At 44.4% G+C, this 17,975-nt stretch carries 15 protein-coding genes; 13 read left to right on the forward strand and 2 right to left on the reverse strand.

Features of this window, described 5'->3' with window-relative positions; translation table 11 throughout:
* The first annotated feature begins 61 nt into the window (after positions 1–61).
* The 5 genes from ccsA (at position 62) to IM792_RS01240 (ending at position 5,224) form a co-directional block, all read left to right on the forward strand.
* Positions 62–727 carry a cytochrome c biogenesis protein CcsA gene (gene ccsA / locus IM792_RS01220; RefSeq protein ID WP_194100764.1) on the forward strand — a complete coding sequence of 222 codons (666 nt, stop codon included), beginning with the start codon at positions 62–64 and terminating at the stop codon, positions 725–727.
* A complete protein-coding gene (locus IM792_RS01225) occupies positions 727–939 on the forward strand; it encodes a CcmD family protein (protein ID WP_228084876.1) in 213 nt (70 codons plus the stop codon). The genes ccsA and IM792_RS01225 overlap by 1 nt, the downstream gene beginning before the upstream one ends.
* Before the next feature lie 159 nt (positions 940–1,098).
* Entirely contained in the window at positions 1,099–2,532 is a 1,434-nt protein-coding gene (locus IM792_RS01230) for a Glu/Leu/Phe/Val dehydrogenase (RefSeq protein ID WP_194099859.1), read from the forward strand.
* Positions 2,533–2,687: 155 nt separating this feature from the next.
* Positions 2,688–4,700, forward strand: coding sequence for a thioredoxin domain-containing protein (locus IM792_RS01235; RefSeq protein WP_194099860.1), 2,013 nt, complete (start codon positions 2,688–2,690; stop codon positions 4,698–4,700).
* A 26-nt stretch (positions 4,701–4,726) separates the two neighbouring features.
* Positions 4,727–5,224: a peptidylprolyl isomerase gene (locus IM792_RS01240; RefSeq protein ID WP_194099861.1), complete on the forward strand. Its 498-nt coding sequence runs from the start codon at positions 4,727–4,729 to the stop codon at positions 5,222–5,224.
* Between the two features lie 49 nt (positions 5,225–5,273).
* On the opposite strand, the gene IM792_RS01245 is transcribed toward IM792_RS01240, so the two are convergent.
* Together IM792_RS01245 and IM792_RS01250 are read right to left on the reverse strand one after the other, a co-directional pair.
* Complete coding sequence (locus IM792_RS01245; protein WP_194099862.1) at positions 5,274–5,963, reverse strand: hypothetical protein; 690 nt, start codon at positions 5,961–5,963, stop codon at positions 5,274–5,276.
* 70 nt (positions 5,964–6,033) lie between these two features.
* On the reverse strand, positions 6,034–8,775 hold the full coding sequence (locus tag IM792_RS01250; protein ID WP_194099863.1) for a TonB-dependent receptor: 2,742 nt from the start codon (positions 8,773–8,775) through the stop codon (positions 6,034–6,036).
* Between the two features lie 253 nt (positions 8,776–9,028).
* On the opposite strand from IM792_RS01250, the gene IM792_RS01255 reads away from it, so the two are divergent.
* From IM792_RS01255 to IM792_RS01290, 8 genes are all read left to right on the forward strand, one after another.
* Positions 9,029–10,099 (forward strand): fatty acid desaturase, encoded by a 1,071-nt coding sequence (locus tag IM792_RS01255; RefSeq protein WP_194099864.1) that lies wholly within the window; start codon positions 9,029–9,031, stop codon positions 10,097–10,099.
* Between the two features lie 159 nt (positions 10,100–10,258).
* Positions 10,259–11,167, forward strand: coding sequence for a TIM barrel protein (locus IM792_RS01260; protein ID WP_194099865.1), 909 nt, complete (start codon positions 10,259–10,261; stop codon positions 11,165–11,167).
* A 128-nt stretch (positions 11,168–11,295) separates the two neighbouring features.
* Complete coding sequence (locus IM792_RS01265; protein ID WP_194099866.1) at positions 11,296–11,847, forward strand: gluconate 2-dehydrogenase subunit 3 family protein; 552 nt, start codon at positions 11,296–11,298, stop codon at positions 11,845–11,847.
* Complete coding sequence (locus tag IM792_RS01270) at positions 11,840–13,558, forward strand: GMC family oxidoreductase (protein ID WP_194099867.1); 1,719 nt, start codon at positions 11,840–11,842, stop codon at positions 13,556–13,558. The genes IM792_RS01265 and IM792_RS01270 overlap by 8 nt, the downstream gene beginning before the upstream one ends.
* 39 nt (positions 13,559–13,597) lie before the next feature.
* Positions 13,598–15,046 (forward strand): Gfo/Idh/MocA family oxidoreductase, encoded by a 1,449-nt coding sequence (locus IM792_RS01275; RefSeq protein ID WP_194099868.1) that lies wholly within the window; start codon positions 13,598–13,600, stop codon positions 15,044–15,046.
* A gap of 51 nt (positions 15,047–15,097) precedes the next feature.
* Positions 15,098–16,249 carry a Gfo/Idh/MocA family oxidoreductase gene (locus IM792_RS01280; RefSeq protein ID WP_228084877.1) on the forward strand — a complete coding sequence of 384 codons (1,152 nt, stop codon included), beginning with the start codon at positions 15,098–15,100 and terminating at the stop codon, positions 16,247–16,249.
* Positions 16,250–16,268: 19 nt separating this feature from the next.
* Complete coding sequence (locus IM792_RS01285) at positions 16,269–17,324, forward strand: sugar phosphate isomerase/epimerase (RefSeq protein WP_194099869.1); 1,056 nt, start codon at positions 16,269–16,271, stop codon at positions 17,322–17,324.
* Between the two features lie 317 nt (positions 17,325–17,641).
* Positions 17,642–17,947, forward strand: coding sequence for a GIY-YIG nuclease family protein (locus IM792_RS01290; protein WP_194099870.1), 306 nt, complete (start codon positions 17,642–17,644; stop codon positions 17,945–17,947).
* Positions 17,948–17,975 lie beyond the last annotated feature (28 nt).

Genomic DNA, 17,975 nt, shown 5'->3' on the forward strand with positions numbered 1-17,975 from the left:
CCACGAATGTTGTACATTAAAAATTACTACATTTGTGCCCACAAACTAATTTATGAAGTTTATTTATCAATGGTGGTGGAAGGTATTAGCCGTTGTGGTGATACTTTACACGCTAATAGCCGGTTTATTAATAAACGTACCGCGTTTACCCATCGTACACGAAACCATACGTAACACCTATTACCACGTACCTATGTGGATGGCCATGTTCACGGTGTTCACTATATCGGTTATCTACAGCATTAAATACCTGGGTTCATCAAACCCCAAGCACGATCTGATAGCGGTTGAATGCGTTAACGTAGGCGTTTTCTTTTTTATTTTAGGGCTGGTAACCGGCATGATATGGGCTAAATATACCTGGGGCGAGTATTGGAGTAACGACCCCAAGCAAAACAGCGCCGCTATCGCGTTTTTACTATACTGTGCTTATTTAGTACTACGTAATGCCATTGATGAGGAGCAAAAACGAGCTAAAATATCGGCTATCTATAACATTTTTGCCTTCCCGGTAATGATAGTGCTGATCATGGTACTGCCGCGTATGACGGATTCATTACACCCGGGTAACGGTGGCAACCCGGCCTTTGGTAAGCTCGATCTGGATAGCAAGATGCGTATGATATTGTACCCGGCGTTTATTGCCTGGAGCCTGTTCGCGGTATGGATTGCTACCCTGCGTTACCGTATCCGCCTAATTGAATATAAACAGAATTCCCTTGATTAATGATGAAGAAGATATTATCCCTTATAGTATTACTATTAAGCTTTACGGCTGTGTTCGCCCAAAACGGTGCCGATATTGAAATGGCGGATACCCTGCGCAGCTCGGGCAAAATATACGTTGTAGTGGCTACTTTGGCCATTATTTTTGTTGGTTTGGCCATTTATCTGTTCTCGATAGATAAAAGATTAAAAAAAGTCGAAAACGAAAAATAGTTCAAAAGTTTAGCCTGCGTTATTTAAACATTGCTTTATTTTAATTGTTACGTAGTGTAGCCTAAACACTATGCGTTTTGGCATTTGCAGTTGTGCTAAAATTTGTGTCAAATTTGCGCATGTTTTAACACCCAATTATTTACTCATACTTATTTTTTTATGTCAGATAATTCGATTTTAGCTCAGGATACCCATTTTTTTGGGGACGTATGCAAAAATTTTGATTACGCCGCTAAGTTTACAAAGCACGATGCCGGTTTGCTCGATCAGATCAGATCATGCAATAGTGTTTACCGTTTCCGTTTCCCTATACGCCGTGGTAATGGCTTTGAGGTTATTGACGCATGGCGCGTTGAGCACTCACACCACCAATCGCCAACCAAGGGCGGTATACGTTACAGCGAGTTTGTTAACGAGGATGAAGTGATGGCCCTTGCCGCGCTCATGACTTACAAGTGTGCCATTGTTAACGTGCCTTTTGGCGGTGCAAAGGGTGGTATACGCATCAACCCTAAAACCTACAGCGTACAGGAGTTAGAGAACATCACCCGACGTTACACTGTCGAACTAATAAAAAAGAATTTTATAGGCCCCAGCATTGACGTACCTGCGCCGGATTACGGTACAGGCGAGCGCGAAATGAGCTGGATAGCCGATACCTATGCCACCATGAACCCCGGCCAGCTGGATGCTATGGGCGCCGTAACAGGCAAGCCTATCGCGTTGCATGGTATACAGGGTCGTCGTGAAGCTACCGGTCGTGGTGTGGCCATTGCCATACGCGAGTGTGTGAGCTTTGCTGACGATATGCAGGCACTGGGTTTAACCACAGGCATTGCCGGTAAACGCATCATTGTACAGGGCTTAGGTAATGTAGGTTTTTATACCGCTAAGTTTTTACAGGAGTACGGTGGCATAATAGTAGGCATCTGTGAGTTTGAAGGCGCTATCTATAATGCCGATGGTTTAGATGTTGAGGCTGTATTCCAGCACCGCAAATCAACCGGGTCAATCTTAGGCTATGCCGGTGCTAAGCAGGAGTTCAAAGAATCAGGCGAAGGCTTAGAGCAACCATGTGATATATTGGTGCCGGCGGCTTTAGAGAACCAGATCACAGCTGAAAATGCCGGTCGTATCCAGGCCAAGATTATTGCCGAAGGCGCTAACGGTCCAACTACTCCGGAGGCTGAGGCGATATTTTACGCTAAAGGCGGTATCATCATCCCTGATATGTATGCTAACGCGGGCGGTGTAACCGTATCATATTTCGAGTGGTTAAAAAACCTTTCGCACGTGGCATTTGGCCGTATCAACCGCAGGTTTGAGGAGAATAACAACCTTAACCTGGTTAACATGGTTGAAGGTATTACCGGTTTATCATTAACCCCGGCTCAGCGTGCTACTATTGTTAAAGGCTCGTCGGAGTTGGAATTGGTTAACTCGGGCTTAGAGGATACCATGATCCGCTCGTACCACGAGATACGTGAAACCTACAAAACGGTTGAAAAGATAGATACCCTGCGTACCGCGGCTTTTGTTGGCGCTATCAACAAAATAGCGGTATCATACCAAAACCTGGGTATCTGGCCATAATATAAGCCATATACTGATATTGAAGCGCCGTGGTATATTCTTTACCACGGCGCTTTTTGTTGAAAATTATAACCCCGGTATGATGGAATTGCCATTTGTTTGCTACAGATTTGCAACTCGCAAAAACAAATCAGGGTCTGTAAAATTTATATTAAATGAACCATCTGGCTAATTCAACATCACCATACTTACTTCAGCACGTTAATAACCCGGTAGACTGGTACCCCTGGGGGCCGGAGGCTTTGCAAAAAGCTAAGGACGAGAATAAGTTGATATTGGTAAGTATTGGCTACTCGGCGTGCCACTGGTGCCACGTAATGGAGCATGAGAGCTTTGAGGATGAGCAGGTAGCCACCGTGATGAACGAATATTTTGTTTGCATTAAGGTTGACCGCGAGGAACGCCCCGATGTTGACCAGATATACATGAGTGCCGTACAGTTAATGACCGGCCGCGGCGGTTGGCCTTTGAACTGCATTTGCCTGCCCGATCAGCGGCCTATTTATGGCGGTACTTATTTCCGTAAAAATGAGTGGGTGTCGTTATTGTTCAACCTGGCCGATTTTTACAAGCAAAAACCACAGGAAGCTGAAGAATACGCGGTAAAGTTAACCGAAGGCATCAACCAATATGAATCGGTTGATTTTATTGCAAAGACTGAAGATGCCTACACGCTGAAAGATCTGCAAACCATCATCAATAACTGGAAAAAGTATTTTGATAATGTAGAGGGTGGCTTCGGCGCGGCACCAAAGTTCCCGATGCCTAATAGCTGGATAAGCCTGATGCGCTATGCCCATTTGAGTAAAGATGCCGAGGTAACAGCCGCTGTTGATCTGACCCTGAAAAAGATGGCTTACGGCGGGATATATGATCATGTAGGCGGTGGTTTTGCCCGTTATGCGGTCGACGGCCATTGGCATGTACCGCATTTTGAAAAGATGCTGTATGATAACGGGCAATTACTCAGCCTGTATGCCGAAGCTTATACCTGGAAAAGCGAACCGCTTTACAAGCAGATAGCCGCCGAGATAACTGAATTTGTTTTGCGCGAGCTAACATCGCCGGATGGTGGCTTTTACTCAGCCCTTGATGCCGATAGCGAAGGGGTAGAGGGTAAGTTCTACACTTTTACAAAGGATGAATTAACGGCGATATTAGGTGAGAATGCCGACCTGTTCGCTATATATTATAACGCTACTGCCGATGGTAACTGGGAGGAGGAGCATACTAATGTATTTTTCCGTAACCGGGATGATGAGGCGCTTGCTGCCGATCTGGGATTGACAATTGATTTCCTGCGCGAAAAGATAACAAGCCTTAAACAGCAATTACTCACAGCCCGTGGCGAGCGTATCAGGCCGGGACTGGATAACAAAATATTAGCTTCATGGAATGGCCTTATGCTAAAAGGGCTTTGTGATGCTTACCGCGCTTTTAATAAGGACAGATACCTGCAATGCGCGATATCAAACGCTAATTTCATAGTCAATAACCTGATCAACGCATCAGGCAAGCTATCGCGTTTATATAAAAAGGATGTACCGGGCGGCGATGGTTTAGCCTTTTTGGATGATTACGCCAATGTTGTTGATGCCTTTATTACACTATACGAGGTTACGTTTGACGAACAGTGGATAATCCGCGCACGTACCTTGGCCGATGTGGCCATCCGTAATTTTTACGACGAGGAGGGAGGCATCTTCTTTTACACCGCTGCCGACGATGAAATGCTGATAGCCCGTAAATCAGAAATTATGGATGGGGTTACACCTGCATCAAATTCAACCATGGCGCGCAACCTTAAAAAGCTGGGTCTGTTGTATGATGATGAACAATACACCGAAATTTCGGCGCAATTGTTGCGTAACATTATGCCTTATCTGGGTAAGTATGGTTCGGTATATTCAAACTGGATAATGCTGCTTACTGATGAGGTGTATGGTGTATATGAAGTAGCTATTACCGGTGCTGAGCACGAAAGCTACCGCCGTGATATTGAAAAAACTTACATTCCTAACAAAATAATGTTGGGCGGCAACGCAGGAAGTTTACCTTTGCTGCAAGAGAAGTTTGGAGATGAAACACAGATTTTTGTGTGCCGTGATAAAACCTGCGGCTTACCATCACTAACTGTTAACGAGGCTTTAAAACAAATTGAAGCCTGATTACTTATAATAAAAAAACGACTATAATGAAAATTGAACCAAAGCACGTAGTATCGTTAACATATGATTTGTATGTTGATAACAATGGTACCGAAGAAAAAGTAGAAAGCGCGACCGAGGAGCAACCACTAACCTTTTTATATGGTGCAGGCCAGATGTTGCCAAAATTTGAAGAAAACTTAAGCAGCCACTCAACCGGTGATGCTTATGAGTTTCGCCTGAGTGCCGAAGATGCTTATGGTGAATATGATGATGAAGCAGTAGCTAATTTGCCAAAGGAGATGTTTGAAGGAACTGAAATTCCTGAAATTGGCAGCGTTATTCCTTTACAGGATAATAATGGCAACCGTTTCCGCGGTCAGGTAGTATCAATAGCCGAGGATGCGGTTATAGTTGACCTTAACCACCCTATGGCAGGCCAGGAGTTACACTTTAAAGGCACTGTGCTTAATGTACGCCCCGCAACCGAAGAAGAACTGGCTCATGGCCATGCCCACGGTCCGGATGGTCACCACGGTCATTAATACCACGATATACTAACAGAAAAGGCGCTTCATGAAGCGCCTTTTCTGTTTAAAAATATATTCTCCCACGGTTATCAAACCGGCAGGTAATGATCACCGTCATGCCCACATTCTCGCCGTTTTTTGTGGCCGGTAAAAATATCCTGTCCTCATTAGTTAAAGTATCAAGCGGAATTTCAGCCACTTTATTGATGTATCCGCTGGGCGATACAACACGTATCTTAAAATCAGCCAGTCTGCCGCCGGGGCTTACCAAAAGCTCAACTATCGCGCTCAGGTTTGAAACGTCTATTTCCTCACCCAGTCTGGATGGAACCTTTATTTGGCTAACATAAGCCAGGTAACCAAAATATACGCTGCCCGGCTTTATCGGTGCCGATATGGCATCATTAGGTTTTATCTCGTCATCAATTACATAGCGTACCGCCCGCATAGTATCCACCGGAGATGAAAAGGTGATGGCATGTTTGTCATAATCATAATTTTGCAACAGCACACCTTTTTTGCTGTAAAAGTGCCAAACCCCTACACGCTTGCCACGCTCATATTTACCGCTGGCAATGGCGGTTTTTTTACGGTATATGGCTTGGTAAAGCCCATGCTTTACCGAAGGGCTATCAGCCAAAACAGTATAGTTTTCCTGTACATCCTCGATCAGCTTTTCGCTTTTTTTGCGGGTTATTTGGCCGTACGATGTTGTTGTGATAAGGAATAGTAAAAGTATAAGCAGGTATTTCATCGCTGTAAAATTCAAATTAATAACATAAGGTTACAGGTCGCGGTTTTATGGTTGTGTTTATTTATTGGTATTATCCTCGTCGGCCACCACCGCCGCCTCCGCCACCACCCCGGGCGCCACGGTCAAAGCCACCTTCGCGGCGCTCGCCACGATTGCCGCCACCCATGCCGCCGCCCGCAAATTTGCGGAAACGGTAGCTAAAAGTAAACAGAAAATATCGCCCTAAACGGTTAGTACGTGAATCGACGGTTACGTTGCCGTTAACCGATCGGCTAATGCCCGTATTCTGGTTAAGCAAGTCAAACCCCTGTAACCTGAACGATGCCGAGTTCTGCTTCAAAAACTGGTACTCGATATAAGTGCTGATAATGGTAGGGTTCACACTGCGCGAGCCAAAGCCGCTGTTTATTTCTCTGGTCAGATTATAGCCTAATATCCATCCGTCAAAAAAGTAGTTTCGCCCATCAAGCCCTAAGCGCCAGGTATTAACATTACGATTGAGTGGACGGGTTTCGTTAGAAAGGCTGTTTTTTGACGTATTGATGCTATAATTCCCACTTATTTCGGTATCCATAATGCTATCAATATCGGCCCTGAATTTTAAGCCCTGTGTAAGCACAAGGTTTTTAACCAGGTTGCGCTCATCCTCAATAAATGCTACCTGGTTGTTATAATTACTACTGCCATTAAATGATACCGTGTACGATTTATTGGTAAACGGCTTAGTAGTAAAGGCATAATTGCCGTTTATAGAGTAAAAGCCATCAGTATTTAAATAGCGGGTTTCCTGTATCAGTCTGCCATTGTTATCAGTGCCCGTAGTATCGTTTGATCGTACCGGGCGGGTGTTTGATACTATATTGTTAGCGGTGGTGTTATAATCTAAATTAACAAATAATGAGTTGCCGCTTTGCACGTTAAACTGGTTAAAGCGTAAGCTGTAGCGCATGTTAAATTCCGGCTTAAGGTCGGGATTGCCATACACACGGTTTTGCGGGTTCGACAGGTCGGGCTTAGGCTGTAGCTGATAAAAGTTGGGCTGCTGGTTCGAGCCGTTAAAGTTAAAGGTAAGCGTGCGGTTAGGCGTAAACTTGTATATAAAGTTAGCGTTGGGTATGTAGTTCACCGTATTGCGCGATGTACGTGTACCCTGAAACTCACCCTGCAAAGTAGTAGGCTGTATGCCCATACCCACCGTAAAGTTGTATTTAGTTTTTATGCTGCGCAGATTTAATCCAAAACGGTTGTTGATGAACTGATAGTTATAAACCGTACTCAACGAATCGACATATGTGAGTTCATTAGTATACGGGTTGATGCGATAGTTAAAGCGGTCGTTTTTATTATTGGTATAGCTGTAGTTATAGTTAGCCTCTAAAAACATGCCTTCGGCAAGCGGCTCGGTAAACGAAACGCTGGTACCAAACCTGTCGGTTGAACCGGCTGTATTTATTTGCTGATAAATAGTATCTCGCAGGCTGGTTTCTTGATTTTGGGCATTGTAAAGGTCTTGCGCGTTATTGGTATTGTCCGACGAGTTGAAATTCAGGTTCACGCTAAAATTACGGCCCTTTTTATGAAAGCGATGGTTGAACAGCAAGTTACCACCATAACTTGGTGAGCGGTTATTACTGTTATTAAATTGCTGACCAACATCGGTAATGCCGTTGCGGGTATTTATAAAGTTGAGGTTATTATCGTTGCCGGATGTGTTGATGTTCAGGTTCGGGCTGATCTTAAAAAAGTTAAGTGTATCAGGCTTAAATTCAAGGTTAAAATCAACATGGTGGCTGGTGCTCCAGTTGGTATTGTTACTTTGGTTATTACGGGTTATAGCTCCCGAGTTGTATAGTTCCTCACGTAAGGATGAACTTATGGTATTACGATCATTATCATCAATACTATATCGGCCATCAAATTTGAACATCTTACCAAACTCATCACTAAACCTCACCTGGCCCGAACGCTGGGTATTAATGCCGTTTTGATTGCCGTCGGTATTGTTAAAATTACCCAATACTGATATCTGCTGCTGATTATTAAAATGGTTGACAAATACCCGTGTGTTAAAACGACTATCGGTACCTATGCCCGCGTTTATTCTGCCAAAGTTGCCTACGTTTCGGTTCTTCTTAATGGTGATATTCAATATTTTGGCTGGTTCGCCGGTTTTAATACCGGTTAAGTTGGCCTGATCGCCGTAGTCATCAATCACCTGAATGTTCTCCACAATATCGGCAGGCAGGTTTTGTGTGGCCAGTTTAGGATCGCCGGCAAAAAAATCCTTACCGTTTACACGAACTTTGGTTACGGCCTTGCCGTGGGCTACAATATTGCCATCCTTGTCCACATCAATACCGGGCATCTTTTTCAACAGATCCTCCGTTGGTGAGCCATCACGTACCTTATAGGCGGAGGCGTTATACTCCACAGTATCCTGTTTTATGGTGATGGGCGGTTTCAATGCGGTAATGTTTACAATTCCTAAAATATTGATCTGCGTTTTCAGTTTAATAGGCTTCAAACTGGCCGATGCCGCGTCGGTAAGTTTAAAATCCCCTTTAAATACCTCATAGCCTATACCGGTTATGGTAAGTTTAAATGTGCTGCTTTTAACAGCCCCGAATTTGAACTTGCCTTCCATATCTGTAGCTACCGATAGGCTATCATTAGAGCCAACCAGCTTTACGCTCATGCCAGGCAGGGTAACGTTGGTACTATCAATTACTGAGCCTGTAACCTCGCGCGTTTTTTGAGCATAAGCGGCTACGAAAAATATAAGTGCAAAAAAGCTGAGTATAAGTTTTTTCAATTGGCAGTTGTGGGGTTAAGTTGCGTGTTCGACAATGAAGATACCCCATAGTTTAATAGCCATACACGTTGTAATATAAATGTTGCATTAAATAACAATTTGAGGCAATTTAAATGATAAAGCACCGTTTAAGCATTGTAATCTCTCTGCAAGTTTATACACACGCGTTGTAGGATTTTTACAATAGTGTGATAAATAATACTTACCTTCCCACTTTCCTAATAGTTTAAATTTTTAAATCCCATTTTAATTTATGGCCTTTATTCATACGGTACTCGAAGCACCTGCATACGGTTGGCAGGATAGCGATGGTAACCTTTCAAAACCTTCGCCGACCGAAATATTAAAAGCATTTGCAAGCCGCATGAATGTTATTAAAGACCGCCGCAACTGGCTGCCATTAATGAGCTGGCTGATGGTATTGGCTTTAACGCCTTTCTTTTTGCTGTTCATATTCAAATACTTTAGCTTAAAACTGCTGTTAATAACCTTTTTATACAGCATGGTAATTATGGGTACGCATGGTACCATCTGGTATCACCGCTACTGCACCCACCGGGCCTTTAAATTCCGCAATAATTTTTGGCGTTTTGTTACACAAAACCTTACGCTTAAAATTATCCCCGAAGAAATTTATGTGATTTCGCACCACGTACATCACGCGCTTTCTGATCAGCCTGGCGATCCGTATAATGCTACCGGCGGTTTTTTATATTGCTTTTTGGCCGATGCCAATCATCAGCCTATAAATCGCAACATGAACAAGAGTGATTATAACCGTTGTGTAAGCCTGATGAAACATACTGGCGTAACAGCCAACACCTATGAGCAATATCAAAAATGGGGCACGGTTGCCAATCCGTTTTATACCATTGCAGGTGTGTTGTTAAGCTGGGGCTTTTGGTTTACCGTGTTCTACCTGCTTGGTGGTATAGCTTTGGCTTGTGCCTTACTTGGCGCTGCCGGTTTTTGGGCAGTAGGTGTGCGTACCTTTAATTACGAAGGCCACGGTAAAGGCAAGGATATGCGCCGCGAAGGTGTTGACCATAACCGTAACGATATGTCGGTTAATCAACTTTGGCCGGGTATTGTGGCGGGCGAGTGGCATAATAATCACCACCTGTTCCCTAAAAGCGCGCGTTCGGGCTTTAAGCCTTACCAAATTGATATGGCCTGGTATTATATTAAGGCTATGCACTTTTTTGGCGCGGTAACTTGTTATAACGATTCGAAGAAGCGCTTTTACCAGCAGTATTATAAACCGGTGCCGGTTGTTGTTGATAAGATATGCCCCAAAACAGGTTTGCTGATAACCGAAATTTAAGATATATAGAAAGCCACCTCAAGGTGGCTTTTTTGATGCGGCTTAATTTTGCCCGATTAAACTTTCAATTTACGGCGGCAATAATTACTTTAGTAGGGCAGATACCGTTGTGATGGGTTTGTTAACACGGTTTTTGTACCACCAACCAATTACAAATACATGAACTACTCCAGAAGAAGCTTTTTAAAAAGCACGGCCGTATTGGCTGCGGCCTCGGCTATGCCTAACCATATTTTTGCTGCCGATAATAAATTGCAGCGCACCGTTTTGCAACTATACTCGGTACGTGATGAAATGCGCGCCGACCCTAAAGCGACATTAAAAAAGCTTGCCGAACAAGGCTATCACCACATAGAACACGCTAATTACAACGACCGTAAGTTTTACGGCTTTACCGTTAAGGAATTCAAAGCCATATTGAATGATAACGGCCTCACCATGCCCAGCGGCCACACCACCATGGCCCGCCAGGATTGGGATACCTCCAAAAATGATTTTACCGATAAATGGAAGCAAACCATTGAAGATGCAGCCGCTATTGGTCAGCGATTTGTGATCAGTCCGTCGCTATCAGGCGCGGCTATGACGGCCAATGAAATGAAGCCTTATATGGATCAATTCAACAAATGCGGTGAGCTTTGCAAAAAGTACGGTATGAAATTCGGCTATCACAACCACGAGTTTGAGTTTGAGCAGCGTATTGATGGGGTACTTATATTTGATTATATGCTTCAAAATACCGATCCGGCGCTGGTAGTGCAGCAACTGGATATGGGCAATATGTACATGGCAGGCGCGAATGCTATGGACTACATCAAAAAATATCCTAACCGTTTTGAGCTGATGCATGTGAAGAACATGATCAAAATAGGCGACGAAAATGGTAAACCCAAATACGAGAGCTGCCAGTTGGATAAAGGTTTATTGCCATTAAAACAGATACTTAAAGCTGCCCGCAAAACCGGAGGTACATCATACTTTGTAATAGAGCAGGAGGAATACCAGGGCCTCGGCCAAACCGAAAGTGTAGGTATTGATTTAAAGGTGATGAAAAAGTGGGGGTATTAGTAACTTATTTATCGCATAATACTTTTTTAATAATAAAGTTATTATGTTTGAAAAACACGGCCTACCACAGCCGGACCTAAATTTAATGCCTTGTTAGCGTTAAATTATCAATACTGAAAATAGTTTTAATGGACAGACGAGTTGCAATAAAAAATCTGGCATTGGTATTAGGAGGAGCTACGCTGTTCCCTAAGAATATGCTTGCCGGCGACACCAATCTTATTCAGTTAAAGAATTTAAGCATCACCCCGGCGCAGGAGAAATTGCTGGCCGAGGTTGCCGAAACCATCATTCCTAAAACCACCACTCCCGGCGCTAAGGATATGGGCCTGCACCTGTTTGTGTTACTTATGCTTGATGATTGTTATGGTAAGCATGATCAGCAACAGTTTGCCGAAGGCTTAAAGCAATTCGCTGCCATTGCCGCGAAAAAGAACGCCAAGCCGTTCGCCCTGTGGCCGCAGGCGCAACGTGAGGCCTTGCTGCTTTCTATCGAACAAAAGAACGATCTCCCTGCCGAATTGAACAGATTTTACCGCATCACCAAGGATAAAACAGTGCAGGGATATACGCAATCAAAATATTTCATGACAAAAAAGGTGGTTTACGAGCTGGTGCCAAGCCGGTATAACGTGAACGTGCCTGTTAAAACAAAAAATACAGCAGTTAAGCATGGCTAATTTGAACATCGACAGCGTTAAGGAACGCACATTTGATGCCATAGTTATTGGATCGGGAATAAGCGGGGGCTGGGCTGCTAAGGAGTTAACAGGTAAAGGTTTAAAAACACTGGTGCTTGAGCGTGGTCGCGATGTTAAACATAACATTGACTATCCAACCACCAACATGTATCCCTGGGAATTTAAGCACCGTAACGAGATACCACTGGCTGTACGTGAGGAAAACCCCATTGTGTCACGCTGCTATGCTTTTCATGAGGATGCGGCGCACTTTTTTGTGAAGGATAAAGAGCATCCTTATATACAGGAAAAACCTTTTGATTGGATACGAGGCTACCAGGTAGGTGGTAAATCGTTATTGTGGGCACGCCAAACCCAACGCTGGAGCGACTTTGATTTTGAAGGCCCCGCACGTGATGGCTTCGCTGTTGACTGGCCTATACGTTATGCTGATATTGCCCCGTGGTACAGCTATGTCGAAAAGTTTGCAGGTATATCGGGTAATAAAGATGGTATTGCCGAGCTACCTGATGGTGAGTTTTTGCCGGGCTTCCCATTAAATACCGTCGAAAAATATTTTAGCGATCACGTTAAAAAAACATACAACAATCGCCACGTGATCAGCGCGCGTTGCGCGCACCTTTCAAAGCCTGAGCCCATACACTTTGAGCAGGGCAGGGTGCAGTGCCAAAACAGGGTACTTTGCCAGCGTGGTTGTCCGTTTGGCGGGTACTTTAGCAGCAATGCTTCAACCATTCCCTGGGCCATGAAATCAGGTAACATGACGTTAAGGCCGTTTTCGGTAGTGCAATCGATTATCTACGATGAAAACAAGGGGAAAGCCACCGGCGTACGTGTTATCGATACCAATACAAAAGAAGTTATAGAGTATTATGCCCGCATCATCTTTGTAAATGCCGCGGCACTGAATACCAATATGATATTGCTTAACTCTACCTCAAACCGTTTTCCTAATGGCCTGGGTAATGATAGCGAAGTGCTGGGTAAATACGTAGCATTTCACCTGTACACCGCAACGGTTAATGCCGATGTGGAAGGCTTTACGGAGTTTAAAACAGAGGGCCGCAATCCGGCGGGTGGTGGTTACATACCACGTTTCCGTAACGTACAAAAGCAGGAAACCGACTTTTTGCGTGGCTATGCCGCGGGCTTAGGCGCTTATCGGTCTACACATACCGATTCATCGGGCGTGGGCAGCAAGCTGAAAAACTCATTGGGCAGCCCGGAGTTAGGTGGCTGGGGTGTAGGTTCGCACATGATGGGCGAAACCATACCGAAGGAAAGTAATTACGTAAAGCTGGACAAGGATCAGAAAGATGAATGGGGTATGCCGCTGCTGCGCATCTCGGTTGATTATGATGATAACGACCACAAGATGACCAATGATTACCTGGAGCAGGTGGGCGAGATGTTTGAAACCGCTGGCTTTAAAAATATCCGTAAGGAAATAACCAAAGGCAAAGCGCCGGGTTTGGATATTCATGAGATGGGCGGCGCGCGTATGGGGCACGATCCTAAAACATCCATCCTTAACAAATGGAACCAGGTACACACCTGTAGCAATGTTTTTGTTACCGATGGCGCCTGCATGACATCAACCGCTTGCCAAAACCCATCGCTAACCTATATGGCCTTCACCGCGCGATCGGTTGATTACGCCGTTAACGAAATGAAAAAAGGAAATCTTTAAAATCAATTAAATAAACTAAACCAACCGGTACTTACTACTATGACAAAAGAAACTGAAAACAATTCGAGAAGGAGTTTTATAAAAAGCGGCGCGCTGGCAGCGGCTTCATTCATGATTGTGCCACGCCATGTGCTTGGTGGTAAGGGTTTTACAGCCCCAAGCGATAAGCTTATTGTTGCCGGTATAGGTGCCGGTGGTAAAGGTAAAAGCGATATTGCCAATTTTTACAAAAGCGGTAAGGCCGAGATAGCCTACCTGTGTGATGTTGATGATCGCGAAGCTGCCGAGTCAGTAAAGAATTTCCCTAAAGCAAAATACTATAAGGATTGGCGTAAACTGCTCGAAAAAGAGCACAAGCATATTGATGCCGTGTCGGTTTCAACACCCGACCATAATCACGCCATTATTGGGTTGGCGGCTATGCAGCTTAAAAAGCACGTATACATACAAAAACCATTAACGCACGATATTTATGAGGCACGCATTTTAACCGATGCAGCTAAAAAATATAAGGTAGTAACCCAAATGGGTAATCAGGGCGCATCAGGCGATGGTGTAAGGCAGTTAAAGGAATGGTTTGATGCAGGCATGATAGGCGATGTTCATACCATTTACTGCTGGACAGACCGCCCGGTATGGCCACAGGGTATTCCATGGCCAACTAACAAGGCAACCATACCAAAAGAACTGGACTGGGATCTTTGGTTGGGTACCGCGCCTAATAAAGACTATATAGAAAAATTAGTACCATTTAACTGGCGCGGCTGGTGGGATTACGGTACAGGCGCTCTTGGCGATATGGGTTGCCACATTATGGAGCCTGCCTTCCGCCTGCTTGATCTGACTTATGTTAAGGATGTACAATCAAGCGTGGGTACGGTTTATACCGATATCTTCAGGAAGGGATATTTCCCTGAGAGCTGCCCGCCATCAAGCCATATCACCCTAACTTTCCCTAAAACGGCTAAAACACAAGGCGATGTAACCGTACACTGGATGGACGGCGGCATACAACCTGAAAGACCGGCAGAGCTTGCTCCTAACGAAGTATTTGGCGATGGTGGCAACGGTATGTTGTTCATCGGCACAAAAGGTAAAATGATGGCAGGTACTTACGCGGTTAATCCGCAATTGCTGCCATTATCACGCACTAAGGAGGCTAATATTGCCAAAACCATTAAACGTGTTCCGGGTGGTGATGAAGGTCACTACGGCCAGTGGGTTGAAGCTTGTTTAGCCGGTTACGGCAAAATGGAGGTCAGCTCACCGTTTGAAATTGCCGGTCCGTTAACCGAGGCATTGCTGATGGCCAACCTTTCGATAAGAGGTCATGCCGTTGAGGTGAAGAATGCCAAGGGCGAAAGCACATTCCCTGGTAACGATATTAAACTGATTTGGGATAACCAGAACATGAAGGTTACCAACTTTGATGCCGTTAACCAGTTTGTAAAACGCGAATACCGCGAGGGCTGGAAACTGGGTGTATAATTACACCCAACAGCCCCGACTGAATATAATCTGAGAATATAAACACAACCGATGAAACTGAAATTAGCAATGATCGGCGGTGGGCAGGGTGCCTTTATTGGCGCTATCCACCGCATTGCCTCACGTATTGATGACCATTATGAACTGGTGGCCGGCGCATTCAGCAGCAATGCCGAAAAATCTCGCGCCAGCGGGCTGGAGCTTGGTGTATCGCCCGAGCGTGCCTATACTTCGTACCAGGAGCTTATTGAAAAAGAAAAGCAACTGCCGGAGGATGAACGCGTACAGGTGATCAGCATAGTAACACCTAACCATGTTCACTTTGAGCCAACCAAACTGGCTTTAGAAAATGGTTTTCACGTAATATTGGATAAGCCCATGACCTTTACGCTTGATGAAGCAAAGGAACTGGAAAAGGTGGTAAAAAGCAGCGGCAAACTGTTTTGCTTAACGCATACTTACACCGGCTATCCAATGGTTAAAGAGGCAAAACAGGTTATCGCTTCAGGCAAGATCGGTAAGGTACGTAAAGTATATGTGGAGTATCCGCAAGGCTGGTTGAGTACCTTTTTAGAGGGTAATGACAACAAACAAGCCTCATGGCGTACCGATCCGGGTAAAAGCGGCATTGCCGGTGCCATGGGCGATATTGGTACCCACGCCTTTAACCTGGCCGAATATGTTACCGGCCTGCAAACCACCAAGCTTAATGCCGATATAAACATAGTTGTTGAAGGCCGTAAGCTTGACGATGATGGCGCGGTATTATTAAAATACGATAACGGTGCAAGCGGTGTGCTGATGGCTACACAAGTAGCCGCGGGCGACGAGAACAACGTTAAAATTCGCATATACGGCGAAACCGGTGGTATTGAATGGCAGCAGGATATTGCCAACACCTTGCTTGTAAAATATCTGGATAAACCAACCGAAATATGGCGTACTGGCGGTAGCTATACCAGCAGCTATGTAACCAGCAACATGCGTGCGCCTGCCGGTCATCCCGAAGGTTATCTGGAAGCATTCGCTAACCTGTATAAAAACTTTGCCTTAACGGTTAAAGCTACTATTGAAGGTAAGGAGGCTCAGCCTGAATGGCTTGATTTCCCTGGTGTGGATGAGGGTGTGCGTGGGATGGCATTTGTAGAGAATGTGATCGCCTCGGGCAAATCAGATAAAAAATGGACTGATTTTGTGATCTAATAAAAACCAACATAAACTTATGAGAACAATTAAAGGACCCGGAATATTTTTAGCACAGTTTGTTGGCCCCAATGCACCGTTTGATAACCTGAAATCTATTTGCGATTGGGCAAAGGGTTTGGGCTACAAAGGCGTGCAGTTGCCAACCAATGATCCGCATTACATCGACATACAAAAAGTTGCCGAAAGCCAAACTTATGCCGACGAGATAAAAGGTATTGTTAACGAAGCCGGTTTAGAGATCACCGAACTTTCAACCCACTTGCAAGGTCAGTTGGTTGCTGTTAACCCGGCTTACGATCAGTTGTTTGATGCCTTCGCGCCCCAGCAATATCGTAATAACCCAAAAGCCCGTCAGGAATGGGCGGTACAGCAACTGAAATATGCTGCTAAGGCATCACAAAATCTGGGTTTGAATGCACACGTAACCTTTAGCGGCGCACTAATATGGCAAACCGTTTACCCTTGGCCGCAACGCCCTGCCGGTTTGGTTGATACTGTTTTTACCGAACTTGCCAAACGCTGGGAGCCTATCCTGAATGTGTTTGACGAGCATGGTATTGACCTTTGCTATGAGATACATCCGGGAGAGGATCTGCATGATGGTATTACTTATGAGATGTTCCTTGAGAAAGTGAACAACCACAAACGTGCCTGTTTACTGTATGATCCATCGCACTTTGTGCTGCAATGTCTTGATTATTTGGAATATATCGACATTTATCACGAACGTATCAAGATGTTCCACGTTAAGGATGCCGAGTTTAACCCGACTGGTCGCCAGGGTGTATATGGTGGTTATCAAAACTGGGTTGACCGTGCAGGCCGTTTCCGCTCGTTAGGTGATGGGCAGGTTGACTTTAAGGCGATATTCAGCAAAATGGCCGCTTATGATTTTGAGGGCTGGGCTGTGCTGGAATGGGAGTGTGCCCTTAAACACCCGGAAGATGGCGCGCGCGAAGGTGCCGAGTTCATCAAAAACCATATCATCCACGTAACCGACCATGCCTTTGATGATTTTGCATCAGCAGGCGGTGATGAGGCTTATAACAGAAGATTACTGGGGTTGGAGTAAAGAAAAAAAGTCTGTCATTTCGAACGAGGAACGAGGAGAAATCTATCCGCGTTCATAGCATAGCGAGAGATTTCTCACTATCTTTCGAAATGACAGGAATAATAAAATAAAAGTCTGTCATTTCGAACGAGGAACGAGGAGAAATCTATCCGCGTTCATAGCAAACGAGAGATTTCTCACTATCGCTCGAAATGACAGGAATAATAAATATAAAACATTGTCATTTCGAACGAGGTACGAGGAGAAACCTATCCGCGTTCGTGGCAAAGCGAGAGATTTCTCGCTACCGCTCGAAATGACAGGACTATTTTGAATTTATGTGGAATCACAATTATTACGTTTACATATTAACAAACGTTAATAGAAGTGTACTCTACATCGGTGTAACAAACGATCTTACGAGAAGATTATTTGAGCATACGGATAACGATACGAGCATTAGCTCATTTACAAAGAAATATAATTGTAAGTATCTTATATATTACGAGCGTTTTACACACATTGATCATGCAATTCAAAGAGAAAAGGAATTAAAAAAGTGGCGTAGGGATAAGAAAGATCTTTTGATAAACACACAAAATTCTGACTGGAGATTTTTAAATGATGAAGTATTAGAATATTAACAAATGTCATTTCGAACGAGGTACGAGG

Origin of the sequence: Mucilaginibacter sp. JRF, from assembly GCF_015223065.1 — a bacterium.
GTDB lineage: Bacteria > Bacteroidota > Bacteroidia > Sphingobacteriales > Sphingobacteriaceae > Mucilaginibacter.